The following is a 25,279-nucleotide window of genomic DNA, read 5'->3' as shown; positions in this document are numbered from 1 at the left end:
AAAAAAAGCTCCCTCAATGTGCTCAAAGAGGCAGCGTGTCATCATCTTTTTTTATGCTCCGTTAGTTTTTCATAGACCCTATTCTTATAAAAGGAGGAGGCTGGTCGAGCAAACGTTTGGCGCTTGGATGTGAGTTCATCAAGGCGTTTTTGTTTTTCCTCACATACGAGAGAGAGTTTTTTTCTTTCTTCTCCATCTATACTCGTTTTCAGTAACTCTTTAACCGTCATTAGTTCTTTTTTCAAAGCTGTTTCTTCCCCGGCAAAGCCAGCATTTTTCATGATTCGATAGCCCATCCTCAGCTCTTCTGGTACATGAGCAGCATCATCCTTTGGCAGAGGTTTCCCAAAGCCTGATAGTCCTTCAAAAGCTCCATGGTCCATCGCCTTTTTGATCCGTTCTTCTGACAATCTCTGCGCAAAATCCATGACACGTCTCCTTTCAGATCGTCTGATATTTTGGTTAAGCATAGCAAAAAAGCTGACTCTCTCACAAGAGCCAGCTTTCTCGTTATTTTTTGTCGATTTTAAAAGTAGATACCATTTGTGCCAAGTCCTCTGACATGTCAGAGAGCTGTTCAATCGCACTTGAAATTTGCTGCATGCCAGCACTTTGTTGTTCTGTTGCTGCCGCTACTTCTTGAGAGCTTGCCGCATGTTCTTCTGACACGACCGAAATTTGTTCAATCGATGTAGAAATTGTTTGATAAGCGCGTTCTACCTGCTTAATAGATTGAAGCAAATTGTTCGTTCTGCTTGCAAATTGAGACACTCCATCATAAATACCAGCGAAGTTCTGCGAGGTGCCTTTCATTTGCTCACGGCCTTCTTCCACTGCTTTACTGCTTTCCTCCACGCTTTCAAGGACACGCTGACTATTTTCCTGTGTGCCAATGACTAAGTCTGAGACCGTTTTAGCTGCATCAGCTGACTGTTCAGCTAACTTACGGACTTCATCAGCCACAACAGCAAATCCTTTTCCTTCTTCTCCTACACGTGCGGCTTCAATAGAAGCATTCAGTGCAAGCAGATTCGTTTGCGCTGAAATGTCCGTAATAATGGAGATGACACTTTCAATTTCTGTTGAATGTGATTGCAATTCTTCTGCCGCCTGCTTTGAGCTTGTCATCATGTCGTGTAACATGTTGAGATGTTCAAGCACATGCTGCACCAATTTTTGACCAGATTCTGACTGCTCTTGTACTTCTGATGAAACAGATTTCATTTCATCCACTTCTTTTGTCACGCCTTCGATTTGAGTATCGATTTCCGCAACAGATGTTGTGCAGTCTGTAATGTTTGCGACTGAATCATTGATTCCTTCACTCATATTCGTCATCGCTTCTGACACTTGTTGTGCACTTTGACTAGATTCTGTTGTCACTGTGCGAAGCTGTGAAGACATTTTCGACACTTCACTTGATGAGTTTGAGATCTTTCCAATAAGCTCTTTGATCCGTCCCTGCATTTTCTGGAAGGAAGCTGCTAATTGACCGATCTCATCTTTACTTTGAACTTCTACCATGCCAGTTAAATCACCATCTGCAATTCGATCTGCTGATTCCATTAATGAACGTGCTGGTTTTGCAATTCTTCTTCCCATGAAGAATGAGAAGAGTAATCCACCGATGAGCACAATCGCAGATGCTACTGTAATATAAATTGTCAGCTTTTTCGTTGTTGCTGGAACAACAGACGCATCTAAGTCAATTCCTAAAATCCCCGTGAGTTCACCGCCTGAATCTTTAATTGGTAAAAAGACGGATTTATGAGTCCCATACGAATCAACGTAAATGTCGCTTTTGACCATTTTATCTTCAGAAAGAGCTTGTTTCATTTCATCTGAAAAGACATAATCTTGATCAAAATCATTGTCTTCCCCTGTTAGTACGATGATTCTTTCTTTGCCGCCCTTATTTGATAACACGTATAAGTTCTCAAGCGTATGATCTTCTTTCAGTTCTGTGAATTTCTTTTTGATCTCCACATAAATAGGATCATCCTTCCCGCTAATGCTAAGGACATTTCCATCCATATTATCGATTTCTTTTTTCGCTGTATCAATATCTGTTGTTAATCGATAATCAAATTGCTTTAATAATTGGGAAGATAAATCCTGGCTAACTAAATAAAATGTTAGAACGAATAATGCAACGGTTGCGAGTAATGTTACGACAACGACTGACATGATTTTGGAGGATATCGTAAGTCCCCCAAACTTCCTTTGTTTCGCCATTTTTTTCTACATCTCCACTCTCAATTTTAATTTAAGCCTCTACACTTTCAAATTGTCCACAAACAGATGCAATGACATCTTTTAAATAAGATACGATATGAGGGATATGCTCCGGTAACGTATAAGGTGAAATCACAAAAAATTTACTCACACTTAGATAGAATTCTTGACCTTCTTTGGCATTGACTTGTAAAAACTTCGTTGTATCGCCAAAGAACATTTCGTCTCTTTTCTCTCCAAGCTTTTCAAAGAGGATTTTGTTCAAATCATTGTTGCGCTCAATTTCCATAGCAGTTGCTTCACCAGACACTTCTTCCTTAAAACGAGGAGAGCCGTCTAAGTAAATTCTAAACAATGTAGCCATTCCGACATTGTCATCATTGACGACTTCTGCTTGTGGAATTTCCTGACGAAGTGCTTCTCTAAATGCAAGGTTCACCTCTAAAAATTGACCGAGCAAGCGCTGGTATCCTTCAATTCCAAACGTTAGCAGCACACTTAGCATGCTGATGGAGCTTCCCATTCTTGAGCATTCCAGTGTATAACCGGTATGGTATTCCCCGTATCCTCTATGTCCAACGTATGGTGTTTCTTGTTCTTCTAGGTCCAAGCGCTTTAAGTCAGCAGCGTTTTTCACCAAGAATAAACTAGATGTGTACGGTGTTTGTCCGAGCTTTTGAAAGTCAAAGCACATCGTGTCAGCAAGAGAAAGATGCTGGAATTTCGCTTTGATTTCTTTTAGCATACGAAGAACACCGTCTGAGAATTGCAGCGGGTTTTCAGATACATCATACTCATTAAAGAAAGCAAAGAATCCACCAAGCGCCGAATCCGCATGAATATGCGGCACCTTGAGACCATACTCCTCAGCAATGGCTTCTGCCGTTTCACGTACCCCTTTTACATCATCAATTGCAATGGCATCTGTTGTTCCGGTTGTTGCCACAATATAAACGGGAATTCCGCCATTTTGGGCAACACGTTCCATTTGACAACGCAAATCTTCCATATCCATCGAATGATCTTTATTCGTCTTAATTCTGATTAAGTTGTCTGTGCCAAGCCCTGTTGCTTCCATTGACTTAAATAAGCTGTAATGTGCTGCATCAGAACAAAACGCATAAAGATTTTGCGGGACACCTTTTCGTAATGACTCCGGTGCAACTTTCGAAATTGCTAAACGAAGCCCCGAGAAAATAGCCCCTTGACCTCCCCATGTTGTGTAGCCCCCGCTCACATTTGGATCATATCCGATGAGCTTAGACATCATTGAGACCACTCTGACCTCAGCTTCTGCGCCTGCTGGTCCATACACATCCCATAGGTTGTTTCCGTTAACCAGCATAGCCGTCAGCATGCCTAGAATTCCTGGTGTACTTGCCATTGGCAAAATGTTCGTGAAGAAATACTTCGTGTGGTATGGATGATTATGTAAAAGCTTCAGTAATTCTTCATTCACAAGTTCCGCTTGTTGTCCGTTCATCGGAATTTGACTTGTTTCAGTGAGCTTTTTGTAAAAGTCCTCCTCGCGATTCTTTTCACCTTTTAGGTGAGCACGGTTCGGATCCTTCAGGTCATCGACCCCTGAAATGATCTGTTCCATTAATTTAATGAGTTCTTTCCGCTCTTCTGCATTTCCGTCCTCACTCGGAAACCAGTTCTGAACGAGGTTCTGTGCTCGTACAGTCATATACTATCAATCCTTTCAATGGAAGATTTCCTGTCACTGTCTATATCGACCCCGTTTCAAAAGTTTATAGTGTCGAACTGTTCGCTTAAGTATATTTAGATAATTTGTTCGCTCGTCAAAACGAATAAAACCCTTACACTACACATCAAAACCTTTATGTTTATGAAGCAATAAAATATATCAATATATTTTCATAAAGGAATTATTATCCAGTGATTTCAGCCATTCATTCCCTCATTTTTTATACTTAACCTGCATAAACATTAATAAACACTGGAAATTCACCTAAAAGCACCATTGTAGAAATCAAATTAATTCTTTAGACTTGTGTCTTTTTACCTGTTTTATTGATATAGCAACAGGAAAATACCAGAATTTTCTGTCAATAATAGGATGAATTTCATAAAAAGTTTTTCGAAGATCGAACATTTCCGATGTCTTCCCATTTTTAGCGCGGACAGGCTGCTTTACCGGCTCATCGGTTATGACTTTTCTATTTGTGCATTTCATGGTATATTCTAATGGTTCGTTTTCTTTCGTTCCGCCTCTTCCGTTTAACGGAGAAAAGGAGTGTTTAAATGAAAACATTTATTCAAAAAAGGGGCCTCGGCTTCTTTGTAATTGCAGCCATCTTGTTATGGCTCAAGACGTATACAGCTTATTTAATCGAATTTAAACTTGGTATATCAAATGTGCTTCAGCATATTTTGCTTTTTGTGAATCCTATTAGCTCCAGCTTGTTCTTTCTTGGCTTTGCTTTATTGTTCAAGAAAAAATGGCAGCCTGCCGCTATCATTGTGATTCACTTTTTCATGTCTTTTTTACTTTACGCAAACATCGTGTACTATCGATTCTTCAATGACTTTATCACGCTGCCTACAGTGATGCAGGCAGGAACGAATGGCGGACAATTAGGTGATAGTGCATTTTCACTCATGCGTTGGACTGATATGTTTTACTTTCTCGATACCATCATCTTGATCGTACTCGCAGTCCGCATGAAAAGACAGCAGCAAACAAGTACAGCGACTGTACCTGTTCAAAAAACAAAATCGTTTAGACTCGTTCTTGTGTCCTCTGTTCTGATCTTTGTTGTCAACTTAATCGCAGCAGAAATTGATCGCCCAGAGCTTTTATCAAGATCGTTCGACCGCAATTATTTAGTCAAATACTTGGGTGCTTATAATTTTACGGTGTTTGATGCCATTCAAAATGTGAAATCAAACAGCCAGCGTGCCCTGGCAAATTCAAGTGATGTAACAGATGTAGAGAATTATCTAAAGGCGAACAGCGCTGATCCTAACCCAGCTTATTACGGGAAAGCGAAAGGCATGAACGTCATTACGATTTCTCTTGAATCACTGCAAAACTTTGTCATTGATTACAAGGTGAATGGAAAAGAGGTCACTCCTTTTCTAAATTCATTAGCCCATGACAACAAAACGTTTTATTTTGATAACTTCTTCCATCAAACAGGACAAGGAAAGACATCTGATGCGGAATTTATGATGGATACGGGGCTTTTCCCATTATCACAAGGCTCTGTGTTTATTAACAAAGCTCAAAACACATATCAGGCGCTTCCTGGCATTTTGAAAAAGGACCAATACACGTCCGCAGAATTCCACGGGAATACGAAAACGTTCTGGAACCGAAATGAAATGTTTAAGTCCTTTGGATATGACAGATTTTACGATTCTGAATACTACGATATGAATGAACAAGATACGAAGAACTATGGATTGAAAGACAAACCGTTCTTCAAAGAATCCATGCCAATGCTTGAAAATCTGAAACAGCCGTTTTATTCAAAATTCATTACGCTGTCAAACCACTTCCCATTTGGTATGGATGAAGGTGATACTGATTTTGAACCTGGCGACTTCGGAGACTCCGTCGTTGATAACTACTTCCAATCTGCTCATTATTTAGATGAAGCCATTGAACAGTTCTTTAATGACTTGAAGAAATCTGGTCTCTATGACAATACCGTCGTCATTATGTACGGTGACCACTACGGCATTTCAGAAAACCATAATGAAGCGATGGAAAAAGTGACTGGCGAAAAAATTGGAGATTATGAAAATGCCCAGCTTATGCGTGTGCCGCTCTTTATCCATGTGCCAGGCGTAAAAGGCGGACAGATTCATAAATACTCTGGTGAAGTGGATGTTGCGCCTACCCTTCTCCACCTGCTCGGAGATGATACGAAGAACTATTTAATGTCTGGTTCTGATATCTTATCGAAGAACTTTAAAGAGCTTGTGCCATTTAGAAATGGAGACTTCGTGTCGAAGGACTACACGAAAGTAGGCAACAACTATTACAGCAACAAAACAGGTGAAAAAATCGAGCCGACTGAAAAGGCATCACAAGAAAACGAAACGGTGAAAAAGATGTTAGAGACATCTGATAAGATTGTCACGGAAGATTTACTCCGTTTCTACAAACCTAAAGGCTTTACACCAATTGAGCGCAATGATTATGACTATACAAAGAAAGTACAGGATGAAAAAGATTCCTCTTCCGCCAAAGATGAATCCAGCTCGTCTTCCAAATAACTTTCTCATTTAAGGCCCCAGCCGTCAGCTGGGGCTTTTTACGTTTGATCCGCATGACACCGGGTATAGTTGAAGAAGGAGGGATTGATTAATCATGAAAAAAACAGCAGCTTTTGTCGTGACCGCTTCACTCGCTTCTTCCACCTTATTTGCTTTCAGCCCATCGATTTCAGCGCACGCCATGACCCAAACGCAGGCAGAACAGTCCATTCCTCAAGGGCCGAATGCAGCGCTAAACAGCATCTATCAGCTGGCGCATAAAGGACAAATGCCATACTATGCAGAAGGACTCAAAATAGGGGTTCAAACAAAAAAAGACGTTCGGCATAAACTAGGACAGCCTTATCCAGAAACGGGTCAAAGCGGCTTTGATTTGTATCATGCCGAAATGGGCAACCCTGGATTTGCTTTTCACTATGACAAAAAAGGCAAGATTAACGAAATCCGTTATTTTGGAACAAATGTAGAAAAAGAAACGAATATCGGAGGAATGACTCCTTCCCTATTAAAGAAACAGCTTGGACCAGCAGATTCAGTCAGCACCATCCCACAAACAAAAGAGAAGAAATACGTTTATCAGACCGGTGATTATGAGCTCGAATTTATCGTCGGACATGATCCAGATATCAGTCAGCACTCGTTAACAGTCTTGCATATCAACCTTATAAAAAGTGATTCTTAAATAAAAAGCATCCTGAGTTTTCGCTCAGGATGCTTTTCTTTATTATGATGCCACTTCTAAATGCGGCTTTCTTTTCAGTTTTCGCTTAAGGGCTGGACCTGCTACATAATCAAGGCCAAGTTTTCCGGCATTTCCTTTCGCTGCCATAATGAAGACGGCGATTAGAAGAAGAAGCGGGTTAACAGAGACGGTTCCAGCTAGTAAGAAAGAGACATTCATCACGCTTCCAAAAAAGGCTGCCGTTGTTGTAAACAATCCAACAATTAGTCCTAGACCAACTAAGATTTCTCCCCACATGACCATGGCACTGAAGAGTCCGGCATTTGGCAACGCGACATTTTCTAAAAACCAGACATAGAACGGATAAACAAGATGTCCATCTTTCACAACAGGTTCAGCAATGGCAAATTGCAAATATCCAGATGCATCGAATCCGCCTGTTAGTTTTCCAATACCAGATGTCAGCCAAGTCCATCCGATATAAAGTCTTGCTGCCAAGAGAATAACGGCTGCCCATACATTCGTTTGTAAGAATTTTGTAAACATGATGATGCCTCCTTTTAAATTATGTGAAATATTTCACATTCTCTTTATGATCTTATTATACTATGTAAAATATCATTTGTGATACTTTTCACATATATATTCACAAATTGTTCATGAATATCTAGTTGAGGTAAACTTTTCCCTTGTTATCACCGTCTAAGTTATTTCAGACAGTGAAAAGGGGTTACATTTTGTATGAAAACATTATTTCATTTTGCTTATTTACAGGCCATCTCTTGTCTATTTCCTGTCATGATCTTTACGGCGCTTGCCCTATCAAAGGTCGTGTCTATTCCTTTTCTTCATCGATATGATTTTATTCTTCTGCTTTGCCTTATGGCACAGCTTCTCATGCTGATACTACGGCTTGAGACGCTGACAGAGTTGAAGGTTATTTGTCTCTTTCATGTGATTGGAATAGGCTTAGAAATCTACAAAGTACATATGGGTTCATGGTCCTATCCTGAAGAAGCTTATACGAAAATTTTTGGGGTTCCGCTCTATAGCGGCTTTATGTATGCGAGCGTGGCAAGCTATATTTATCAGGCACTGACTCGCCTTCGCGTGAAGGTAAATGCGTGGCCTCACCCGTTTCTTTCAGTGGGGACCAGTTTATGTATTTATCTCAATTTCTTTACTCATCACTGGATTTATGATCTACGCTGGTGGCTGACATTACTCCTAGTGGTTGTGTTTCGAAAAACAACCGTTTCCTTTCAGGTCGGTTCATCGACCTTTCGTATGCCGCTTGTTATCTCGTTTTTGCTAATTGGCTTTTTTATTTGGGTGGCCGAAAATGTCACGACCTTTTTAGGAGCATGGCAATATCCAAATCAGCAGCATGCTTGGTCTCTCGTCCATCTTGGTAAAATCAGTTCATGGTTTTTACTTGTTGTCATCAGCATTGTACTGGTAATCGAACAGCGAAAACAAAAAAACGTTCAGCCCATTTGATCTGGCTGAACGTTTTTTTTAGTCCCGAGCGACTTCCTTGCGAAGATCATCGGCGACAAATTCGACATTTGTTCCAATGATGATTTGTACGGAAGTTTTTCCTGACGTCAGTACCCCTTTGGCACCTGCTTTTTTCAATGTACCTTCATTTAATAAATTGGTATCTTCTACTGTTAAACGAAGACGGGTCGCACAATGGTCAATTGTGGTGATATTGTCTTTGCCGCCTAGTCCCTCTACGAGCATACTTGCTCCGGCAGTATGTGTATCATCCCCTGGGATATCTTCGATGTCATCATCTTCCCTGCCCGGTGTTTTTAGCTTTAACAATTTAATCAGGAAATAGAAAACAACAAAGTAAATCACGCCATAGATGACCCCAACCACAAGTAACAGAATGGGCTTTTGCGCAATTCCAAAACTTAAAACGTAATCAATCGCACCAGCTGAAAAAGCGAAACCGCTATGAATGCCTAAGGTGTTGACAATAAAGAGCGAAAGACCAGTTAATATCGCATGAACACCATATAAAAGTGGAGATAAAAACATAAATGAGAATTCAATTGGTTCTGTGATTCCTGTAATAAATGACGTCAGTGCCATTCCAATCATAAGACCGGCTGTTGCTTTTCGTTTTTCAGGCTTTGTGGTTACAACCATCGCGAGACATGCCGCCGGCAGCCCAAACATCATCACTGGGAAGAAACCAGTCATAAAGACACCTGCACTTGGATCTCCTTTGAAGAACCGCGCTAAATCACCTGTCGCTCCGCTAAATTCACCGAATTGAAACCAAAATAGATTATTCAACACATGGTGAAGTCCTAATGGAATGAGCAAGCGGTTAAAGAAGCCAAACAGCCCGGCACCCGTTGCTCCAAGACTTAAAATCCACTCTCCCAAATCATTGATCACACTTTGAATTGGAGGCCATACATATCCAAAAACGGCTGCTAATAGAATGGTAAAAAGTGCTGTCATAATTGGCACAAGCCGTCTTCCACTAAAGAAACCTAAGTATTCCGGCAGTTTCGTGTCCTTAAATTTATTGTAAACGTAACCTGCCAAAAGTCCGCACAAAATACCACCCAATACCCCCATATTGTTGGTCGAATTGATCGACGTGGTACCAGCTGACAAAATAAAATAAGAGATCGCTCCAGATAACGCCGCTGCCCCGTTACCGTCCTTTGAAATACCAATCGCTACACCCATAGCAAAAATTAAAGCCAAATTCGCAAAAATTGCATTTCCTGCCGCATGAATAAACGGGATGTTGAATACATCTTCACGCCCAATAGCCAAAATGATACCCGCTGCAGGAAGCACAGCGATTGGAAGCATAAATGATTTTCCTAACTTTTGAAAAAACTGAAACACCATCTTATTTCTCCCCCCTTCGTCATCATCATGAACAAATCTCTCATGATGTTCATAAAAAATATATCATATGCACATCTAGTTATCTATACCAATTTGTCCACATCTCACCCGAATCTCAGCCTTTACTCTTTTGGCGTAAAATGTGGTAAGCTATTGAATAGAATGAAGTTATAGAAAGCGGGAATGAACAGTGATTGTCAAACATGATCATGAGTTAGAAGCCTTAAAAAAAGTCGGCCGAATTGTCGCTTTGGCAAGAGAAGAAATGAAAAGCCAAGCGAAACCAGGCATGTCTACAAAAGAATTAGATTTGATTGGGAAAAAAATATTAGAAGAACATGGAGCCAATTCAGCTCCTGAAAAAGAATATGATTTCCCCGGTACGACTTGCATCAGTGTCAATGATGAAGTCGCACATGGCATTCCAAGTGAAAAAACCATTTTACAAGAGGGCGACCTCATTAATATTGATATCTCAGCAGAGCTTGATGGATATTATTCCGATACTGGGATTTCATTCGTTTTAGGTACAGGAGATGCTCGTCTTGAAGCATTATGCCAGTGTGCAGAGGATGCATTCCTTGAAGGATTAAAGCATGCGAAAGCCGGTAAAAGACAAAATCAAATTGGCCGTGCGGTCTACAATACAGCGAAAGAACAAGGATTTACCGTCATTAAGAACTTGACAGGACACGGTATTGGGAAAAGCCTGCATGAAGCACCTAACCATATTTTGAACTATTATGATCCATTCGATAATGCTTTGTTTAAGAATGGGACAGTCATCGCCTTTGAACCTTTTATTTCAACAAATGCTGAATCGATTTATCAAGCGGATGACGGCTGGACATTTAAAACACCTGATAAGAGCCTGGTCGCACAGATTGAACATACGATTGTGATCACAAAAGACGAACCGATTATTTTAACAAAGCTGTAAGCAAGCGGGTCCCCTCCTTCACTGGAGGGGATTTCAGCGTGTAGACAAACCCTCGCATTCGGTGTCAGTCCTGCGTGCCGGTACTCGTCCTTCCTAGACATCAAAGGTTTTCTATCACGCTGAAGAGAAGACAAAGGGCTAAAATCAAGTTCATTTTAGCCCTTTCTCAACAATCTGCAATCCCTTTCACGAATCTGTCACGACTAAACAAAAATGCCTGTGGTAAAATAGGCAAAGATATGCGAAAGGGGTCTTATTTGATATGTGGTTCATCATCATCGGTATTATCTTCTTTATTGAAAGTATTATTTTAACGGTTGTAGGTATTAAGAAAAAACAATCCATGATGACCTACCTCGGTATTGTCATCATGATTATGACAGTGGGCATGATCATCGTTACCCTCAACCCGCCAAATTCATAAATGATCATTTCCAGCATATACATGGATCATAGGCAGATAGAATCAGTTTTCATTTCTAAACACCTGCACACTTTTCACGTCCTTTTTTGAGATGTTACAATGCAGGCAGTTTCCATTGAAAGGAGTTTTCTATCATGCATTATGGTAGCAAAGGCTGGTATGTCGAAGAATTAAAGAAGCTTGGTGTGACCAAGCATGAAGGAAGAAAGCTTCAAAGCTTTAAAACTTATTTCCTTGCAAATCTTCTTGAGCAAAAGAAAACGAGCTCTTAAATGTTGAAAAGCCGTACATCCATATCAGATGTACGGCTTTTTTATATGGGCTGAACACGTTTTTCTAAAGACTTCCTGACCACATCTGCTAAGGCATCTACTTCAAGAACTGCTTTCAGCCTGTTTTGATCTACTTGACGGTATTTAACTTCATTGACTTCGTGGACAGTGATGGGATGGGGCGCTTTTTCGACTAACACAAGAGCTTCATCAGGAGAGACCATTCCTTCTTTCAGCACACGCAAATAAAAACCGGTATATCCCGTTTGCTGCACTTCCTTCACAAGCTTCATGTTTCCATGCTTAAGAGAGAGCTTCACACACGGCTGTCTTGGCTGGCTGACCTCAACAATCGCTTCACCAAATTGAAATACATCTCCAATACGGACTTCTGTCTCTACAAGCTGATGCACGGTCACGTTCTCACCGAAAGCTGCCTCCTGTAACGACACTCCTAAAAATTGCTCAAAATAAGTATAGTGATCATATGGAAAGACGCAAATGGCTTTATCATCACCTCCGTGATGGACCAAATCACCTTGGCCATCTCCATCAAAATTGAGCTTACTCAAATAAACAGGCTCGTGAATACGCTTTTTGTTGATGGCTGTTTTGATTTCTTTACCATTCACATAGGTGGTGATAGGTTGTCCTACTTGAATTCCTTCGATGTCGTACCTTGTCTGCCCCACTCTCGCCATCTCCTTTGATTGTCTGATTGCCTTTTATTTTACATGGTTTGACAGTCAAATCATAGTCGGTACGTGAAGGAATGAGGCAGGTTATGGTACGATGAGAAAAAAGGAGAGATGACATTGGTTCATTATCACGCTATTGTAAAAGGACGAGTGCAAGGAGTCGGTTTTCGATATTTTGTTCAAGGAGAAGCCGTCAATCGAGGGATAAAAGGCTGGGTACGCAACACAGATGAGGGTCACGTGGAGTTAAAAGTAGAAGGAGAGCAGCAGGAGGTGTTTGACTTTTTAGAGACCGTTCGTAAAGGTAGTCCTTTTTCAAAAGTCACACATTTGGACATGAAGCCGCTCACCAAGTTCGCCCATTATCAAGACTTTCGGATTAGAGGATAGTTGATGTGTATCCTTTATTTCACAACAGTAAATGGGTTTGCAACATAATAACCAATCAAGGTTGTACGTGAAGCATCTTTGTAGAGACTCACATGAACATCATAATTGGCTGATCCACTGTTAGGAAGTAATAAACGAGTAGGTGCTGCGAAAGCGTTTTGTCCAGAGATAGACCCTTCGTGTGTAAAGACTGGTGTCACTGGGAAAGTAAGTTTTCGAACAGCAGCTGTATAATAAAGTGTTTCATTTGTTGTTGCTGTCATGTTGACGTTGACCTGAGGATGAAGCGAAGTATAAGTTGAATGATCGGTTGTCACCTTTAAATCGATGTCATTCTGAACCATTGCTCCAGTCGTTGCTTTAGCTCTTTCATCACCTAGTGGTAGAAATCCGTTGAAACTGAATACAGCCAAAAATATGAGCAACGTCATTTTTTTCATCTATATTCCCCCTTTTTGATTTCACCGCCATTAAACCATAATTTTCCAAATTAAACAACATACAAAAGACTCATTTCATACAAAAAAACCTAGCTTTTCGCTAGGCTCTTTCCGTCCCGTGGTAGGGTTTTTCCTGATAAAAATAATTCGGTTTCACGATCGTATTGTCATAGTGACGATGGAAGATATGCGTAGCAGCTGGTGATACTGGCGGAATCAGCCATGTCCAATCACCAGTCAGCTTACGGTCAGCCTTTTCTTCCTGTTTTTCAAACTGCTTGAATTGATGGGCTGCTGTATGGTGATCCACAATGGTTACCCCTGCCTCGCGATAAGAGTGCAGAACCGCGACATTCAATTCGACAATGGCTTTGTCTTTCCAAAGTGACGAATTTTTTGTTGTATCGAGCCCTAAAATAGATGCGACTTTTTTCAACATATTGTAGCGGTTTTCGTCAGCTAGATTTCGTGCGCCAATTTCTGTTCCCATATACCATCCATTAAAGGGTGCCGCATTGTAATGAATGCCACCAATTTCTAATTTCATATCAGCAATAATCGGAACAGCATACCATTTCAGTCCTAAATCACCGAATCCATCATATTCAGGATGAGTGATCTCTACCTCTTGAACAATCTCTTTCGGAAGATCATACAGAACCGGCGGCTGATCTTTTAGCTGAAACATAAGTGGCAGAAGGTCAAAATGCGTGCCTTCGCCTTTCCAGCCATGCGCTTCACAAAACTTGGTTAATTCAAGTGATGCCTCGTCCCCAATGATGCCATATTCCGACTCATATCCCGCATAACGAACGAGCTGATGATTATAAATAACGACTTCCTTCCGTCCCTTATTCTCTGGTGGGAAGATGGTAATGGACGGTTTGATTTTACCGCCATTTGTCGCATACTCAATATGATGAAAGAGTGCCTCTTTCACCTCATCTTCTGTTGTCACGTGCCGGCAGTCATGCACATGCAGTGTTGACCAAAACAAGCGCCCAATGCACCGGTTGCTGTTGCGCCATGCCATTTTTGCCCCGTGAGCTAATTCTTCCTGCGTATGAGTATACATACCGTCAGACTCGATTTCTTTTTTTATTTCATGCAGACGTGCTGCTTTTTCTTCATTTGACTTGCCTAATTCTTCATAGCATACAGAAATAAAAGCTTCTGCTTCATTCCACAACGCTTCTTGGTTACTCAAACATACTCGCCTCACTTTAATACGAATATATCCATTGTAGCGGTTTCTATTGATAAATTCACTTGTTTCAAACCATTTTTTATCATATCGTGCGACGATTGTCCTTAGACAAAGGATGAATCAATGACTTCAAGGGTCTTTTGGAGCCAGCGAACATACCCTTTTTCCCTTTCAATTGCTCTTGTCAGCACTAAATAATGCCCGAATTGTGTTGAATGCAGTGATTGGGCAGATGGATCTTCTTCTGTTAAAACGTTCAGTTTCTGTTCAAGCATCTCTACTTTCTTTGTTCGCTCCAGCAGCTGATGTGCGAACAGACCGGCCGCTTCTTTTTGATCCATAGATGAGATAAAGAACGTTTTTAACATAAATTCATCTTTTGTTGTGTCTGGAATCGGGCCTTTTTCCCTTAACCATTCATGCAGTTCTCTTTTTCCTGCATCAGTGATTTGATAAACCTTCTTCTCTAGCTTCTGTCCTTGTATGTGAATATCAAATTCAATAAAACCCTCTTCTGTTAGCCGCTTTAATTCAGGGTATATTTGACTATGCTTCGCACTCCAAAACTGTCCAAGGGAATCTTCAAAGTGTTTCTTCATATCGTATCCTGTCAGCTCACGCTGATCTAGTAAGCCAAGAATGGCATATTTCAGTACTCTCATGACATGCCTCCAACGCATATTCTTTGACAATAGTATACCATACACCCTAAAATAAACATGTAAATCATGACATGTTTGAAACAACATCATTTTAATTGAAAGAAGGAATAAACATGGATCAATTCGTTGGACTTCATATGATTTATACGTATGAAAATGGCTGGGAATATGAGATTTACATTAAAAACGATCACACCATCGATTACCGCATTCATAGCGGAATGGTTGGAGGCCGCTGGGTTCGTGATCAAGAAGTGAATATTGTGAAACTGACAAAAGGGGTATACAAAGTTTCCTGGACGGAACCGACTGGGACAGACGTGTCTTTGAACTTTATGCCTGAGGAGAAACGCATGCATGGCGTCATTTTCTTCCCAAAATGGGTGCATGAACGTCCAGATATCACCGTTTGCTATCAAAATGACTATATCGACCTCATGAAAGAATCCCGTGAAAAATATGAAACCTATCCGAAGTATGTCGTACCAGAATTCGCAGACATTACGTACATCCACCATGCTGGGGTAAACGATGAAACGATTATCGCAGAAGCACCGTATGAAGGCATGACCGATGAGATCAGAGCTGGACGAAAATAGAAAAAGCGGCACGCACTGTGCCGCTTCTAGATGGTTGACAAAGGGCTAAAAAGTTACTTCATTTTAGCCCTTTTTATTTCATACCTAACGTCTTTTGAGATAACAAGAATCGGTAAACTGGTAGTTCATCGCCTACTTTCGATGCAATAAAACCTGACGACATATAGCTGTCTTTTGATTCTGGTTCAAGGGCAAGCGATAGCAAATTGGTCTCTGGCTGCGCAGTCACATATACCTTTGTTCCTTTTGGCAGCTGACGTTTCTTTTCAACCAGTCTCGTTTCAAGCTGAATATCTGTTTTGCTTGTTTCCACTCGTTTTGTCACCTCATAGGCTTGAACTGGCACTTTCATGCCAACAGGCAGTGTCACACTTTTTAATCCTAAAGTTCTGAGCTTTCTATCTACCCCTTCATGCCCTGGGAGAATGAGATAAGCTGTCGGCCGTTCTCTTGTTAAGACAGGAACCGCATCACTTGCACTATGAAAACGTACCGGGACATTAGTGGTTTGTCCTTTCTCAATATCCACCATTTCAAGTGAATCGTTCACAGGCGCCTTGAAAGCATCTTGAATGACTACTTGATCATCATCATTTGGTTGAAGACCTTTTTTCACAAGTTTCAGCCGCTCCGTCACCATTTGCTGCTTCACCTGCTTAGCATGCTTCACTGTTGTCTCAATGATTTTTTCATGAGTGGTGACTTGTGCTGCCACACGCCGGGTAAAGTCCTCTCTGCCAATTCCAATCCCCCTACTTTCTACAAGAAAGGATAAAGCTGGTGAAAGCGCTAGGGCATTTCGGCCAATTCGTGCATCAGTTCCGCCTTCATAAAGATCGATTTTTCCGTCCTTCCCTCTTGTGTTTGTATAATATAAATCGTTGGAAAATCCCTTATTCGTCAATGTTTCACGCACTCCGTTGACGTACAATTCATTTGACGTTAAACGAATGCTTTCAGGAATGTTCAAATTCTTACCGGATAATATCAGCAAATCGTGATACTTGAGTGCACCTGATGCACCGATGTCTTCAAACTGCTTTTGACCAACATCATATTCATGGGCATCGATGACGACCTCGGGCGCAAAGCGATTAAATTCTTGATGAAGGGCTGTCAGCTCTGGAGATTCTAGTGTCATGTGGTCACGGTTGCCATCCATTCCGTTTGCAAGCCTGCGGTCAAATGCATAAGAACCATCTGGATTGATTCTTGGAACAATGATGACGTTGACATGGCTCAGGATACGCTCTCCTTCATCACCTGCTAGTCGTTTGGCGATGACAAGGGCAGATTCACCGGAGGCTGGTTCATTTCCGTGTATTTGTGCTTGAAGCCAGATCGTTGGCTTTTTTGACAGTGGAGAGATGTGGCGATCCTTTGTAAAATAGAGGGCTGGAATGGACCTGCCTTCAATGGATGTTCCAATCTGTTTCTGCGTGGCGTAAGGACTTTTACTGACAATGTCACGTAAAAAATCTTGAAGCTCTTCTTGTGTGGTAAATGCTTCTCCTTTTTTCTGAAAGGCAGGGGTATCAAACGTTTCGTCAGGCTCAGGATACAGTTTTTGAACCGAGGCTGGCTGCTCATAGCTTTTTCCATAATAAGGGGTCTCTGCATTCGCTGAAGCTGGTGTCACCATCGACAAACTTCCTGCCATGAGGCATACAGCAGCAAAAAGAATGGTACTTTTCTGTTTGGACATGCTATCCTCTCCCTTCGTTGATTTGCATTATAAAGAAAAAAACAGCAAAAGTGTCAGCATTTTTCAAAAATATATCTTTTGGAGGAATCATGCATGTCTTTATATAGGGCAAATGAATGGATGTTGCCCTGCAATAGGACCTAAAAAAGAGCGCCTGCATGAGCAGCAGACACTCTTCTCATTACCAGATCGAAATGGCCCCAATTAGAACCGCCATCACTGTCATGGCGACGACTGCAAGAACCGCCCATTTCATGCCAAATTTCTGATGCTGATCTAGTGATACCCCAACGAGTCCAACAAGTAAATGAGTCGATGGAACAAGTGGGCTTAACATATGAATCGGCTGACCAATGATAGATGCTCTCGCAATCTCAATTTTATCGACACCGTATGCTGCCGCTGTTTCTGATAGGATCGGCAGTACCCCATAAAAGTATGCATCATTCGGCATAAAGAATGTGAAGATCCCGCTTGTTAGCGCAACAATGACTGGAATAAACCCGCCAAGCTGCTCTGGAATAGCCGAAACAATTGAAATCGCCATTTCATCAACCATTTTCGTCCCAGTTAAGATGCCTGTAAAAACACCTGCCGCAAAAATCATCGAAGCAATCGCCAAAACATTTGTGGAATGAGCCGCAATCCGCTCACGCTGCTGTTCTAAATTCGGATAGTTCACGATAATGGCGACACAGAAGGCAAGAACAAACAGTACCGTTAAGCTTACTTTTCCAGACACAAGCAAGAGAACCAATAGCAAAGTCAGTGTCAGGTTAAACCACCAAAGTTTCGGTCGCTTAATATCATCTTGCAGCGCTGCTGCCATTTCATTTGCATGAATCGGCTGTTCTAGCTCAATGACACCAAGACGTTTTCTTTCGGATTTTCCAAGAAAATAGGAGACTACAATCATACTGAGAACCCCTGCGCCAATGACTGGAATCATCGGGCCAAATAAAAGTGATGGATCAACGCCAAGTGCACTTGCCGCTCTAGGTGTTGCCCCTCCCCATGGTATCGTATTCATAATCCCCATGCCGACTCCGGCAATACCCGCTAAAATAATCGGACGAATGCCAAGCAGTGTAAATAGTGGAAGCATGGCTGTTGTTGTAATCATGTACGTTGTGGTTCCATCACCGTCAAGTGCGACAAGCATCGTCAGGACGGCTGTTCCGACAACAATTTTTAATGGATCGCCTTTGACGATCTTTAAAATTTTCGCCACCATTGGATCGAATAAACCTGCATCAATCATAATCCCGAAGTACAAAATGGCAAACATGATCATGACCGCCGTTGGTGCAACTTGCTGTACACCTTTGACAATCATGTCTGAAATTTCTGTAAAATGAAAACCTGCAATAAGAGCAAATGCAATCGGTGTTAATACCAATGCCGTTAAAACAGACATACGTTTCGTCATAATTAAAACCATAAATACAATCATCATAAGAAATCCTAAGATCGCTAACATTTCGTTCACCCCTTATGTTGTATACGCTTTCATTAAATGTTGGTATCCCATTTCCAACCCTTTCTGTCATGATATCTGACGCCTGAATTGAAGTAAATATTATGAATTTTAATTCTTTTTTGGTCGATAAATGCTTTTTGTTCATTTTGTGCAATCGTTGTTGTTTGTTGGTTACATGAAAAAAAGCGGTCTCATTTGACCGCTTGTTCTCCTTGTATAAATTGCTCATAACGCCTTAATTGATCTTCCATATAGATCTTTGCTTCTTTACTGTTCATATAACGGCCTGTCCAGCCTTTTTGTTTTAACTGCTTTTTCCATGACTTCGTTTGCGTCATTTTTTGAAGAAGTTGATCCCATGCTCGAATGTCGTGCTGATTCATTTGCTTTGGTCCCATCACACCACGCCAATGAGAGAAGATGAGCGGAATCCCCTGTTCTTTCCAAGTGGGCACGTCTTTAAATCCCTCTAAACGCTGATTCGTTGTGGTTGCGACGAGCTTCAGTCTTTTCTTTTCATAATCATGGCGAACCTCTGTAATGGTCGTAGTTGCCGCATCTACCTCATGGTCAATGAGCGCTTGAAATAAATCATCTGCACTATCAAATTTCAAAAACTGAATGCGGTATGGATCAATCCCTGCCATTTCGGCAGCCCGTGCAAATGATATTTGATCATCATTTCCAAAATCCGGGGCAAACCCAATTTTTAAGGAATCTGGTTTCTTTTTTAATGCGTGTAATAGCTCCTTTCCATCTGAGAAAGGAGAATCAACTGGCACTGCGACTACCTGCCACTCTTCCGCAAGAATAGCGAGCGGGGTGACATCATTCATGGTCACGTTACTGCTGCCCAGCAAATTACGGCTTAATAATAAGCTTGAATTTAAACTGATATAATTGGCATCTCGCTCCATCATATAGGTCCATCCTTTATCAACCGTTCCGCCTCTTTGATAAAGAATATGCACAGGCTCTTCCACTAGCTTTTCTTGTTCTAGCACGGTTTTCATCACTTGAGCTGTTTGGTCAAATCCGCCATCAGGTACACCTGATACCACAATGTATAATGGGCTGTGCTCCAGGAAAGAATCTTTTGCTGTTTTTTCATTAAAGGTGAGCGTTGTACAAAGGCAGACCAAAATGAGTAGGAGTATTCCTTTTTTCATTTTTTTATGACTCCGTTTGTTTTTTGGCGGGATAATATTTTCGTTCTGGTCTACCAATGATTCCATACGCCAGCTCTGCCCGGCATTCTCCCGTTGTCACAAGATACTCTACGTATCGTCTTGCTGTTGTACGTGATGCGCCCATTTTTTCTCCGAGTTCTTCCGCTGTAATTCCGTTCATCTCTGCTGTCATGAATGTTTTCACTTTGTCCAAAGTCAGTGAATTAATGCCTGTTGGCAAGTCTCGCTCATCCTTTTGCTGCGATTCTTCCTGTATTTGACCAAAAAACAGATCAATCATCGTTTGATTGACTTCATCTTTTGAATTGATTAACTCTCTCTTCTCTTTATATTCGGTTAAAACCTGCGTGAATTTTTGGGCGGTCACTGGTTTGATTAAATAATGAACCACTCCATAATGCAGTGCGTCTCTTAACAGCATCGTTTCCGTTGCAGCCGTGATAATGATCACATCCACTTCAGGATGGCGCTCTCTTAACAGCGGCAAAAGGTTCGTGCCGAGCTCATCAGGCATGTAGACATCAAGTAAAATGAGATCCACTTGTTCTTTTTGAAGTGCCCCCCACAGATCCTTTGCACTCTTTGCCTTGCCGGCAACTTGAAAGCCTTGTACCTTTTGTATATAAGATTCATGAATCGCAGCGATTCGAAAATCGTCCTCCGCAATGAGTACCTTGATCACAACCTATTCCCCCTTTGTGCCTTTCGGTATGTAAACAGTGAAGATGGCACCGCCTTCTTTTTGGTTCGCAACTTCAATCCAGCCCCCAAGTTCATCTAGCACTTCTTTGACATTGGCAAGTCCATAACCTCGCCCTTCTCCCTTTGATGAATGTCCTCTTGTGAAAAGTTGTGAAATGGCTCCTTCATCTACACCGTCCCCTGAATCAGATACCTCTATGATAATATCAAATCCAATATCTGTGATGAACAAGCTGACTTCTCTTTTCTCCTTATTCAATACAGCCTCAAACGCATTGTCTACGAGATTGCCAATGATGGTGATAAAGTGAGATAAACTCAAGTGGGCTGGGAGCGGCTCCAATGAACTATTTTCATCAATGTGAAAATGAACCTTTTTCTCAGATGCCTTTCCTAACTTCCCAAGTAAAATGGCTTGTATCTTCGGAGAGCGAATTTGCTTCATGAGTAAATCATGCTGGCGATTTTGAAGTGTATACTCTTCTTTAATTAACTCAATGGCTTCATCCACTTGTTTCAACTCAAGCAAGCCTAAAATAGCGTACAGCTTATTCGAAAATTCGTGTGTTTGTGCTCTAAGGTCTTCTGAATATTGACTGACCTCTGTCAATGTATCCAGCAGCTTTGTCAGCTCGGTTTTCTCCCTAAAGCTCACAATTCCTCCAAATACTCGATTGTCCTGCACCACTTTTTTGACATTTAACACGAAGGTTTTATCATTGACGACTGATTCTATGTTAGGTTTTATCATCTCTTCTTTTAGATAGGATAGAAGATTGGCATTTGGCAACACTTGATCAATATGAAGAGGCAGCGTTGAAGAGACGCGTAGCATCTGTTCAGCTGACGTATTCATCATCGTAATGGCACCTTTACGGTCAAATGCAATGATTCCCTCTTTAATCGCATGCAGCATCGCTTCTCTTTCTCGATATAATGAAGCAATTTCATGCGGTTCAAGCCCTAATATATCTTTTCGAATACTCCTTGTTAAAAAAATCGCTCCAAATACCCCAGGCAAGAGCACAAGAAGGGCAATATAACTTAATTTGAATAGTTGATGAGCTGTCGCTTGATCGATATCTCTTTTTAAAAATTCGACGCTGACGGTCCCAATAATTTCTTCATGACTGCCTGTTTCTTTCATAATCGGGGCACTGCCTCTGACAACGGTTTCACCATCAGAATCACCCGTTGATATGGAAGTTCCTCCAAATAGCAGTGTACTTCTTCCTTCCGACACACTGATGGTTTTCCCTACATCCTCATGATTCGTATGAAAAAGAACCTTTCCTTTTTGATTTGTAATAAAAATGGCATGCGCTCTTACTTGCTCCTTCATTTGTTCAAGCACAGCCTGCTCTTCATTTTGCGAATCTCCCGTGGCCACCGATGTTTTAATGGGCGGCATATAAGATATCGTTCTAGCAGTTTGCACCGCCAGCTGTTCAGCTTGGCTCTGCCTTTCTGATGTCTGCAAAAAACCAAAACAAATGGTCAATAAGGCAATAACAACAAGTAAAAGACCAATAATTAACCCCAAAATTTTTGTTTGTAAAGTGACTTTCCTTTTGCCCATCCTCACCGCCACAACCCCTAATTCAGTAGATTCACCCGAATAGACTCTAAGAAAATCATATCATTTTTTCTCATGAAGTTAAGAGAAAATTCACACAGACAAAAAAGGATGACTCAGTATTGAGTCATCCCTGTGTGGCCTATTACGTGATGGATAAACCAGCACTTGCATAGCCTGCTACAGTATTCACTAAAGAAAGACCTGTAGCTGATGCCGAGAATACGACAAGTAATCTTGTTTCTGGTGTGACTGGTACATTTAAACCAGTAGCGATGCCGTTTGTAATAGCCCCTAGCGTTAAAATCCCGGTTAACGCTGGAGCCAATGTGACGCTCGCTACTTGAGTGAAGCTGTTATTTGGTGTCGGTGAAGCAAACAGACTAGCAGTTACAGTAATACTCGTGCCAACTAAAGAAAGGGCTGCAGTCGTGCTAAAATAGCCGGCAAATGACGTAATGGTTCCAGCTCTTGGAACGGAGAATGCCATGTTTAACAATGTTCCTGCTGCTCCGGTTAAATCAATGATTCCTCCTACAATACTGACACCTGTCGCCGAGTTACCGAATCCGACCAAGCTAGATGTTCCAACGAGACCGCCTGCGATTGTGGTTAAAACAGCTGGCGTACCAGATGCAAATGGAATAATCGCACTTGATCCTGTCGCACCTGTGACGCCTGTTGCACCGGTTGCTCCCGTGGCACCTGTTCCTGTAGCCCCTGTTGCACCCGTATCTCCTGTTACACCTGTGGCTCCGGTTACTCCAGTCGCTCCCGTATCTCCCGTTGCACCTGTGGCTCCGGTTACTCCAGTCGCTCCCGTATCTCCCGTTACACCTGTGGCTCCGGTTACTCCAGTCGCTCCTGTATCTCCCGTTGCACCCGTGGCTCCGGTTACTCCGGTCGCTCCTGTATCTCCCGTAGCTCCTGTAGCTCCGGTTACTCCGGTCGCTCCGGTTACTCCCGTATCTCCCGTTACACCTGTGGCTCCGGTTACTCCGGTCGCTCCTGTATCTCCCGTGGCGCCTGTCACACCTGCGGCTGCCAATAACGTATAATCTGGAGACGTATCTGGTGTGCCAGTTGGTGGTGCTGTATTTACGATATAAGTTCCACCTTCATATGTCACCACTTGACCTACTGGATAGGTTGGAGCTGTTGCTGGGTCAAATGCCAAAATACCAGCTAACCCTACTCCGGTGGCTCCGGTATCTCCTGTTGCACCTGTGGCTCCGGTTACTCCAGTCGCTCCCGTATCTCCTGTTGCACCTGTTGCTCCAGTTACTCCGGTCGCTCCCGTATCTCCTGTTGCACCTGTGGCTCCGGTTACTCCGGTCGCTCCCGTATCTCCCGTTACACCTGTGGCTCCGGTTACTCCGGTCGCTCCCGTATCTCCTGTTGCACCTGTGGCTCCGGTTACTCCAGTCGCTCCTGTATCTCCCGTTACACCTGTGGCTCCGGTTACTCCGGTCGCTCCCGTATCTCCCGTTGCACCTGTGGCTCCGGTTACTCCGGTCGCTCCTGTATCTCCCGTTGCTCCTGTGGCTCCGGTTACTCCAGTCGCTCCTGTATCTCCCGTTGCACCCGTGGCTCCGGTTGCACCTGTATCTCCTGTTGCTCCTGTGGCTCCGGTCGCTCCCGTTGCACCCGTGGCTCCGGTTACTCCAGTCGCTCCTGTATCTCCCGTTGCACCCGTGGCTCCGGTTGCACCTGTATCTCCTGTTGCTCCTGTGGCTCCGGTCGCTCCCGTTGCACCCGTGGCTCCGGTGGCTCCTGTCGCTCCGGTTGCGCCTGTATCTCCTGTAGCGCCGGTCGCTCCGGTTCCTGTGGCTCCCGTGGCACCCGTATCTCCGGTGGCTCCTGTCGCTCCGGTTGCGCCTGTATCTCCTGTAGCGCCGGTCGCTCCGGTTCCTGTGGCTCCCGTGGCACCCGTATCTCCGGTGGCTCCTGTCGCTCCGGTTGCGCCTGTATCTCCTGTAGCACCGGTCGCTCCGGTTCCTGTTGCTCCTGTGGCACCCGTATCTCCGGTGGCTCCTGTCGCTCCGGTTGCGCCGGTATCTCCTGTAGCGCCGGTCGCTCCTGTTCCTGTGGCTCCTGTGGCACCCGTATCTCCGGTGGCTCCGGTTGCGCCGGTATCTCCTGTAGCACCGGTCGCTCCGGTTCCTGTTGCTCCTGTGGCACCCGTACCTCCTGTGGCTCCGGTCGCTCCGGTTGCGCCGGTATCTCCTGTAGCACCGGTCGCTCCTGTTCCTGTGGCTCCTGTGGCACCCGTACCTCCTGTGGCTCCGGTCGCTCCGGTTGCGCCGGTATCTCCTGTAGCACCGGTCGCTCCTGTTCCTGTTGCTCCTGTGGCACCCGTGGCGCCCGTATCTCCCGCAGCTGCTAACAATGTATAATCTGGAGACGTACCTGGCGTACCTGTTGGTGAAGCTGTATTCGCCACATACGTACTTCCATCAAATGTCACCACTTGACCTTCTGGATAGGTTGGGGCATCCGCTGGATCAAATGCCACGATACCGGTTAAGCCTACACCGGTGGCGCCCGTTGCGCCCGTTGCTCCTGCTGGACCCGCAGGGCCTACTGGACCCACTGGACCCGCCGGACCTGCTGGGCCTCTTCTTCCTCTTCCCCCTGGCGGTCCTTGAATGACACACACACAAGGATCTTTTCCGCAGCATGGATTTTTTACTGGTTTCCTTGGTTTGTCTGATTTACCTTTCTTACAACTATCACATTCCCAGCCATCATCCTTATACGCATCATACCAGCTTCCTTTTTGGTAGTGGTCTGTCGAATGAGTTGGGTATATCTTTCCGCATTGTCTACATTTTCTCATAGAATCACCCCCATCCATCGTATTCATCATGATCGATAAAGGTGTATGTACAATTTTATTTTTATCAAAAAATTTGAAAGGTCTTGCACTCTGCGTGCAAGGAC

23 protein-coding genes are annotated in these 25,279 nt (G+C 42.9%); 8 read left to right on the top strand and 15 right to left on the bottom strand.

The annotated features are described in order from the left end of the window. Positions 1 to 41 precede the first annotated feature (41 nt). From MHI58_RS03835 to MHI58_RS03825, 3 genes are all read right to left on the bottom strand, one after another. Positions 42 to 428, bottom strand: a complete 387-nt coding sequence (locus MHI58_RS03835; protein WP_035391356.1) for a DUF1992 domain-containing protein — start codon at positions 426 to 428, stop codon at positions 42 to 44. 82 nt (positions 429 to 510) lie between these two features. Beyond that, entirely contained in the window at positions 511 to 2,235 is a 1,725-nt protein-coding gene (locus MHI58_RS03830) for a methyl-accepting chemotaxis protein (RefSeq protein ID WP_024720238.1), read from the bottom strand. A 31-nt stretch (positions 2,236 to 2,266) separates the two neighbouring features. Then, positions 2,267 to 3,925 carry a pyridoxal-dependent decarboxylase gene (locus MHI58_RS03825; protein ID WP_008341763.1) on the bottom strand — a complete coding sequence of 553 codons (1,659 nt, stop codon included), beginning with the start codon at positions 3,923 to 3,925 and terminating at the stop codon, positions 2,267 to 2,269. A 578-nt stretch (positions 3,926 to 4,503) separates the two neighbouring features. Here MHI58_RS03825 and MHI58_RS03820 point away from each other — a divergent pair. Beyond that, positions 4,504 to 6,486: an LTA synthase family protein gene (locus tag MHI58_RS03820; RefSeq protein WP_017358781.1), complete on the top strand. Its 1,983-nt coding sequence runs from the start codon at positions 4,504 to 4,506 to the stop codon at positions 6,484 to 6,486. Positions 6,487 to 6,580: 94 nt separating this feature from the next. After that, positions 6,581 to 7,168 (top strand): YjgB family protein, encoded by a 588-nt coding sequence (locus MHI58_RS03815; protein WP_045034470.1) that lies wholly within the window; start codon positions 6,581 to 6,583, stop codon positions 7,166 to 7,168. A gap of 42 nt (positions 7,169 to 7,210) precedes the next feature. Here the strand turns inward: MHI58_RS03815 and MHI58_RS03810 are convergent, their stop codons facing one another. Continuing rightward, positions 7,211 to 7,714 (bottom strand): DoxX family protein, encoded by a 504-nt coding sequence (locus tag MHI58_RS03810; protein ID WP_045034469.1) that lies wholly within the window; start codon positions 7,712 to 7,714, stop codon positions 7,211 to 7,213. Positions 7,715 to 7,909: 195 nt separating this feature from the next. Between MHI58_RS03810 and MHI58_RS03805 the strand changes: the two genes are divergently transcribed. Continuing rightward, entirely contained in the window at positions 7,910 to 8,668 is a 759-nt protein-coding gene (locus tag MHI58_RS03805; RefSeq protein WP_045034468.1) for a DUF817 domain-containing protein, read from the top strand. An 18-nt stretch (positions 8,669 to 8,686) separates the two neighbouring features. On the opposite strand, the gene nagE is transcribed toward MHI58_RS03805, so the two are convergent. Further along, positions 8,687 to 10,051, bottom strand: coding sequence for an N-acetylglucosamine-specific PTS transporter subunit IIBC (nagE, locus tag MHI58_RS03800; protein WP_045034467.1), 1,365 nt, complete (start codon positions 10,049 to 10,051; stop codon positions 8,687 to 8,689). Between the two features lie 190 nt (positions 10,052 to 10,241). Between nagE and map the strand changes: the two genes are divergently transcribed. The 3 genes from map (at position 10,242) to MHI58_RS03785 (ending at position 11,687) form a co-directional block, all read left to right on the top strand. After that, a complete protein-coding gene (gene map / locus MHI58_RS03795) occupies positions 10,242 to 10,991 on the top strand; it encodes a type I methionyl aminopeptidase (protein ID WP_008341769.1) in 750 nt (249 codons plus the stop codon). A gap of 262 nt (positions 10,992 to 11,253) precedes the next feature. Further along, positions 11,254 to 11,415, top strand: a complete 162-nt coding sequence (locus MHI58_RS03790) for a hypothetical protein (RefSeq protein ID WP_017366810.1) — start codon at positions 11,254 to 11,256, stop codon at positions 11,413 to 11,415. Positions 11,416 to 11,549: 134 nt separating this feature from the next. Next, entirely contained in the window at positions 11,550 to 11,687 is a 138-nt protein-coding gene (locus tag MHI58_RS03785; RefSeq protein WP_008341771.1) for a YflJ family protein, read from the top strand. A gap of 41 nt (positions 11,688 to 11,728) precedes the next feature. On the opposite strand, the gene MHI58_RS03780 is transcribed toward MHI58_RS03785, so the two are convergent. Beyond that, positions 11,729 to 12,379, bottom strand: a complete 651-nt coding sequence (locus tag MHI58_RS03780; RefSeq protein ID WP_045034466.1) for an MOSC domain-containing protein — start codon at positions 12,377 to 12,379, stop codon at positions 11,729 to 11,731. A gap of 123 nt (positions 12,380 to 12,502) precedes the next feature. Between MHI58_RS03780 and MHI58_RS03775 the strand changes: the two genes are divergently transcribed. Then, positions 12,503 to 12,775 (top strand): acylphosphatase, encoded by a 273-nt coding sequence (locus MHI58_RS03775; RefSeq protein WP_045034465.1) that lies wholly within the window; start codon positions 12,503 to 12,505, stop codon positions 12,773 to 12,775. Positions 12,776 to 12,789: 14 nt separating this feature from the next. Here the strand turns inward: MHI58_RS03775 and MHI58_RS03770 are convergent, their stop codons facing one another. From MHI58_RS03770 to MHI58_RS03760, 3 genes are all read right to left on the bottom strand, one after another. Further along, positions 12,790 to 13,215 carry a hypothetical protein gene (locus MHI58_RS03770; RefSeq protein ID WP_045034464.1) on the bottom strand — a complete coding sequence of 142 codons (426 nt, stop codon included), beginning with the start codon at positions 13,213 to 13,215 and terminating at the stop codon, positions 12,790 to 12,792. A gap of 100 nt (positions 13,216 to 13,315) precedes the next feature. Continuing rightward, positions 13,316 to 14,422 (bottom strand): nitric oxide synthase oxygenase, encoded by a 1,107-nt coding sequence (locus MHI58_RS03765; protein ID WP_045034463.1) that lies wholly within the window; start codon positions 14,420 to 14,422, stop codon positions 13,316 to 13,318. A gap of 104 nt (positions 14,423 to 14,526) precedes the next feature. After that, positions 14,527 to 15,084 carry a PadR family transcriptional regulator gene (locus MHI58_RS03760; RefSeq protein WP_045034462.1) on the bottom strand — a complete coding sequence of 186 codons (558 nt, stop codon included), beginning with the start codon at positions 15,082 to 15,084 and terminating at the stop codon, positions 14,527 to 14,529. Between the two features lie 113 nt (positions 15,085 to 15,197). Here MHI58_RS03760 and MHI58_RS03755 point away from each other — a divergent pair, with 113 nt between their 5' ends. Beyond that, the gene (locus tag MHI58_RS03755) at positions 15,198 to 15,683 is read left to right on the top strand and encodes a phenolic acid decarboxylase (RefSeq protein WP_008341777.1); all 486 of its coding nucleotides are present in this window, start codon (positions 15,198 to 15,200) and stop codon (positions 15,681 to 15,683) included. A 73-nt stretch (positions 15,684 to 15,756) separates the two neighbouring features. On the opposite strand, the gene MHI58_RS03750 is transcribed toward MHI58_RS03755, so the two are convergent. The 6 genes from MHI58_RS03750 to MHI58_RS03725 all read right to left on the bottom strand — a co-directional run bounded on the left by MHI58_RS03750 (position 15,757) and on the right by MHI58_RS03725 (position 25,175). Then, positions 15,757 to 17,388 (bottom strand): M14 family metallocarboxypeptidase, encoded by a 1,632-nt coding sequence (locus MHI58_RS03750; protein WP_045034461.1) that lies wholly within the window; start codon positions 17,386 to 17,388, stop codon positions 15,757 to 15,759. Between the two features lie 181 nt (positions 17,389 to 17,569). Further along, complete coding sequence (locus tag MHI58_RS03745; protein WP_017366804.1) at positions 17,570 to 18,868, bottom strand: citrate:proton symporter; 1,299 nt, start codon at positions 18,866 to 18,868, stop codon at positions 17,570 to 17,572. Positions 18,869 to 19,059: 191 nt separating this feature from the next. Then, positions 19,060 to 20,037 carry a tripartite tricarboxylate transporter substrate-binding protein gene (locus tag MHI58_RS03740; protein WP_045034460.1) on the bottom strand — a complete coding sequence of 326 codons (978 nt, stop codon included), beginning with the start codon at positions 20,035 to 20,037 and terminating at the stop codon, positions 19,060 to 19,062. Positions 20,038 to 20,041: 4 nt separating this feature from the next. Then, positions 20,042 to 20,740: a response regulator gene (locus MHI58_RS03735; protein ID WP_045034459.1), complete on the bottom strand. Its 699-nt coding sequence runs from the start codon at positions 20,738 to 20,740 to the stop codon at positions 20,042 to 20,044. 3 nt (positions 20,741 to 20,743) lie between these two features. Continuing rightward, complete coding sequence (locus MHI58_RS03730) at positions 20,744 to 22,339, bottom strand: sensor histidine kinase (RefSeq protein WP_045034458.1); 1,596 nt, start codon at positions 22,337 to 22,339, stop codon at positions 20,744 to 20,746. A 142-nt stretch (positions 22,340 to 22,481) separates the two neighbouring features. Further along, on the bottom strand, positions 22,482 to 25,175 hold the full coding sequence (locus MHI58_RS03725; protein ID WP_368004378.1) for an exosporium glycoprotein BclB-related protein: 2,694 nt from the start codon (positions 25,173 to 25,175) through the stop codon (positions 22,482 to 22,484). Between the last annotated feature and the right edge of the window lie 104 nt (positions 25,176 to 25,279).

It is taken from the genome of Bacillus sp. FSL K6-2869 (genome assembly GCF_040869405.1).
Lineage (GTDB): Bacteria > Bacillota > Bacilli > Bacillales > Bacillaceae > Bacillus > Bacillus altitudinis.
The sequence above is the reverse complement of the archived record's forward strand: the minus strand, read 5'-3'. Positions and strand labels throughout refer to the sequence as shown.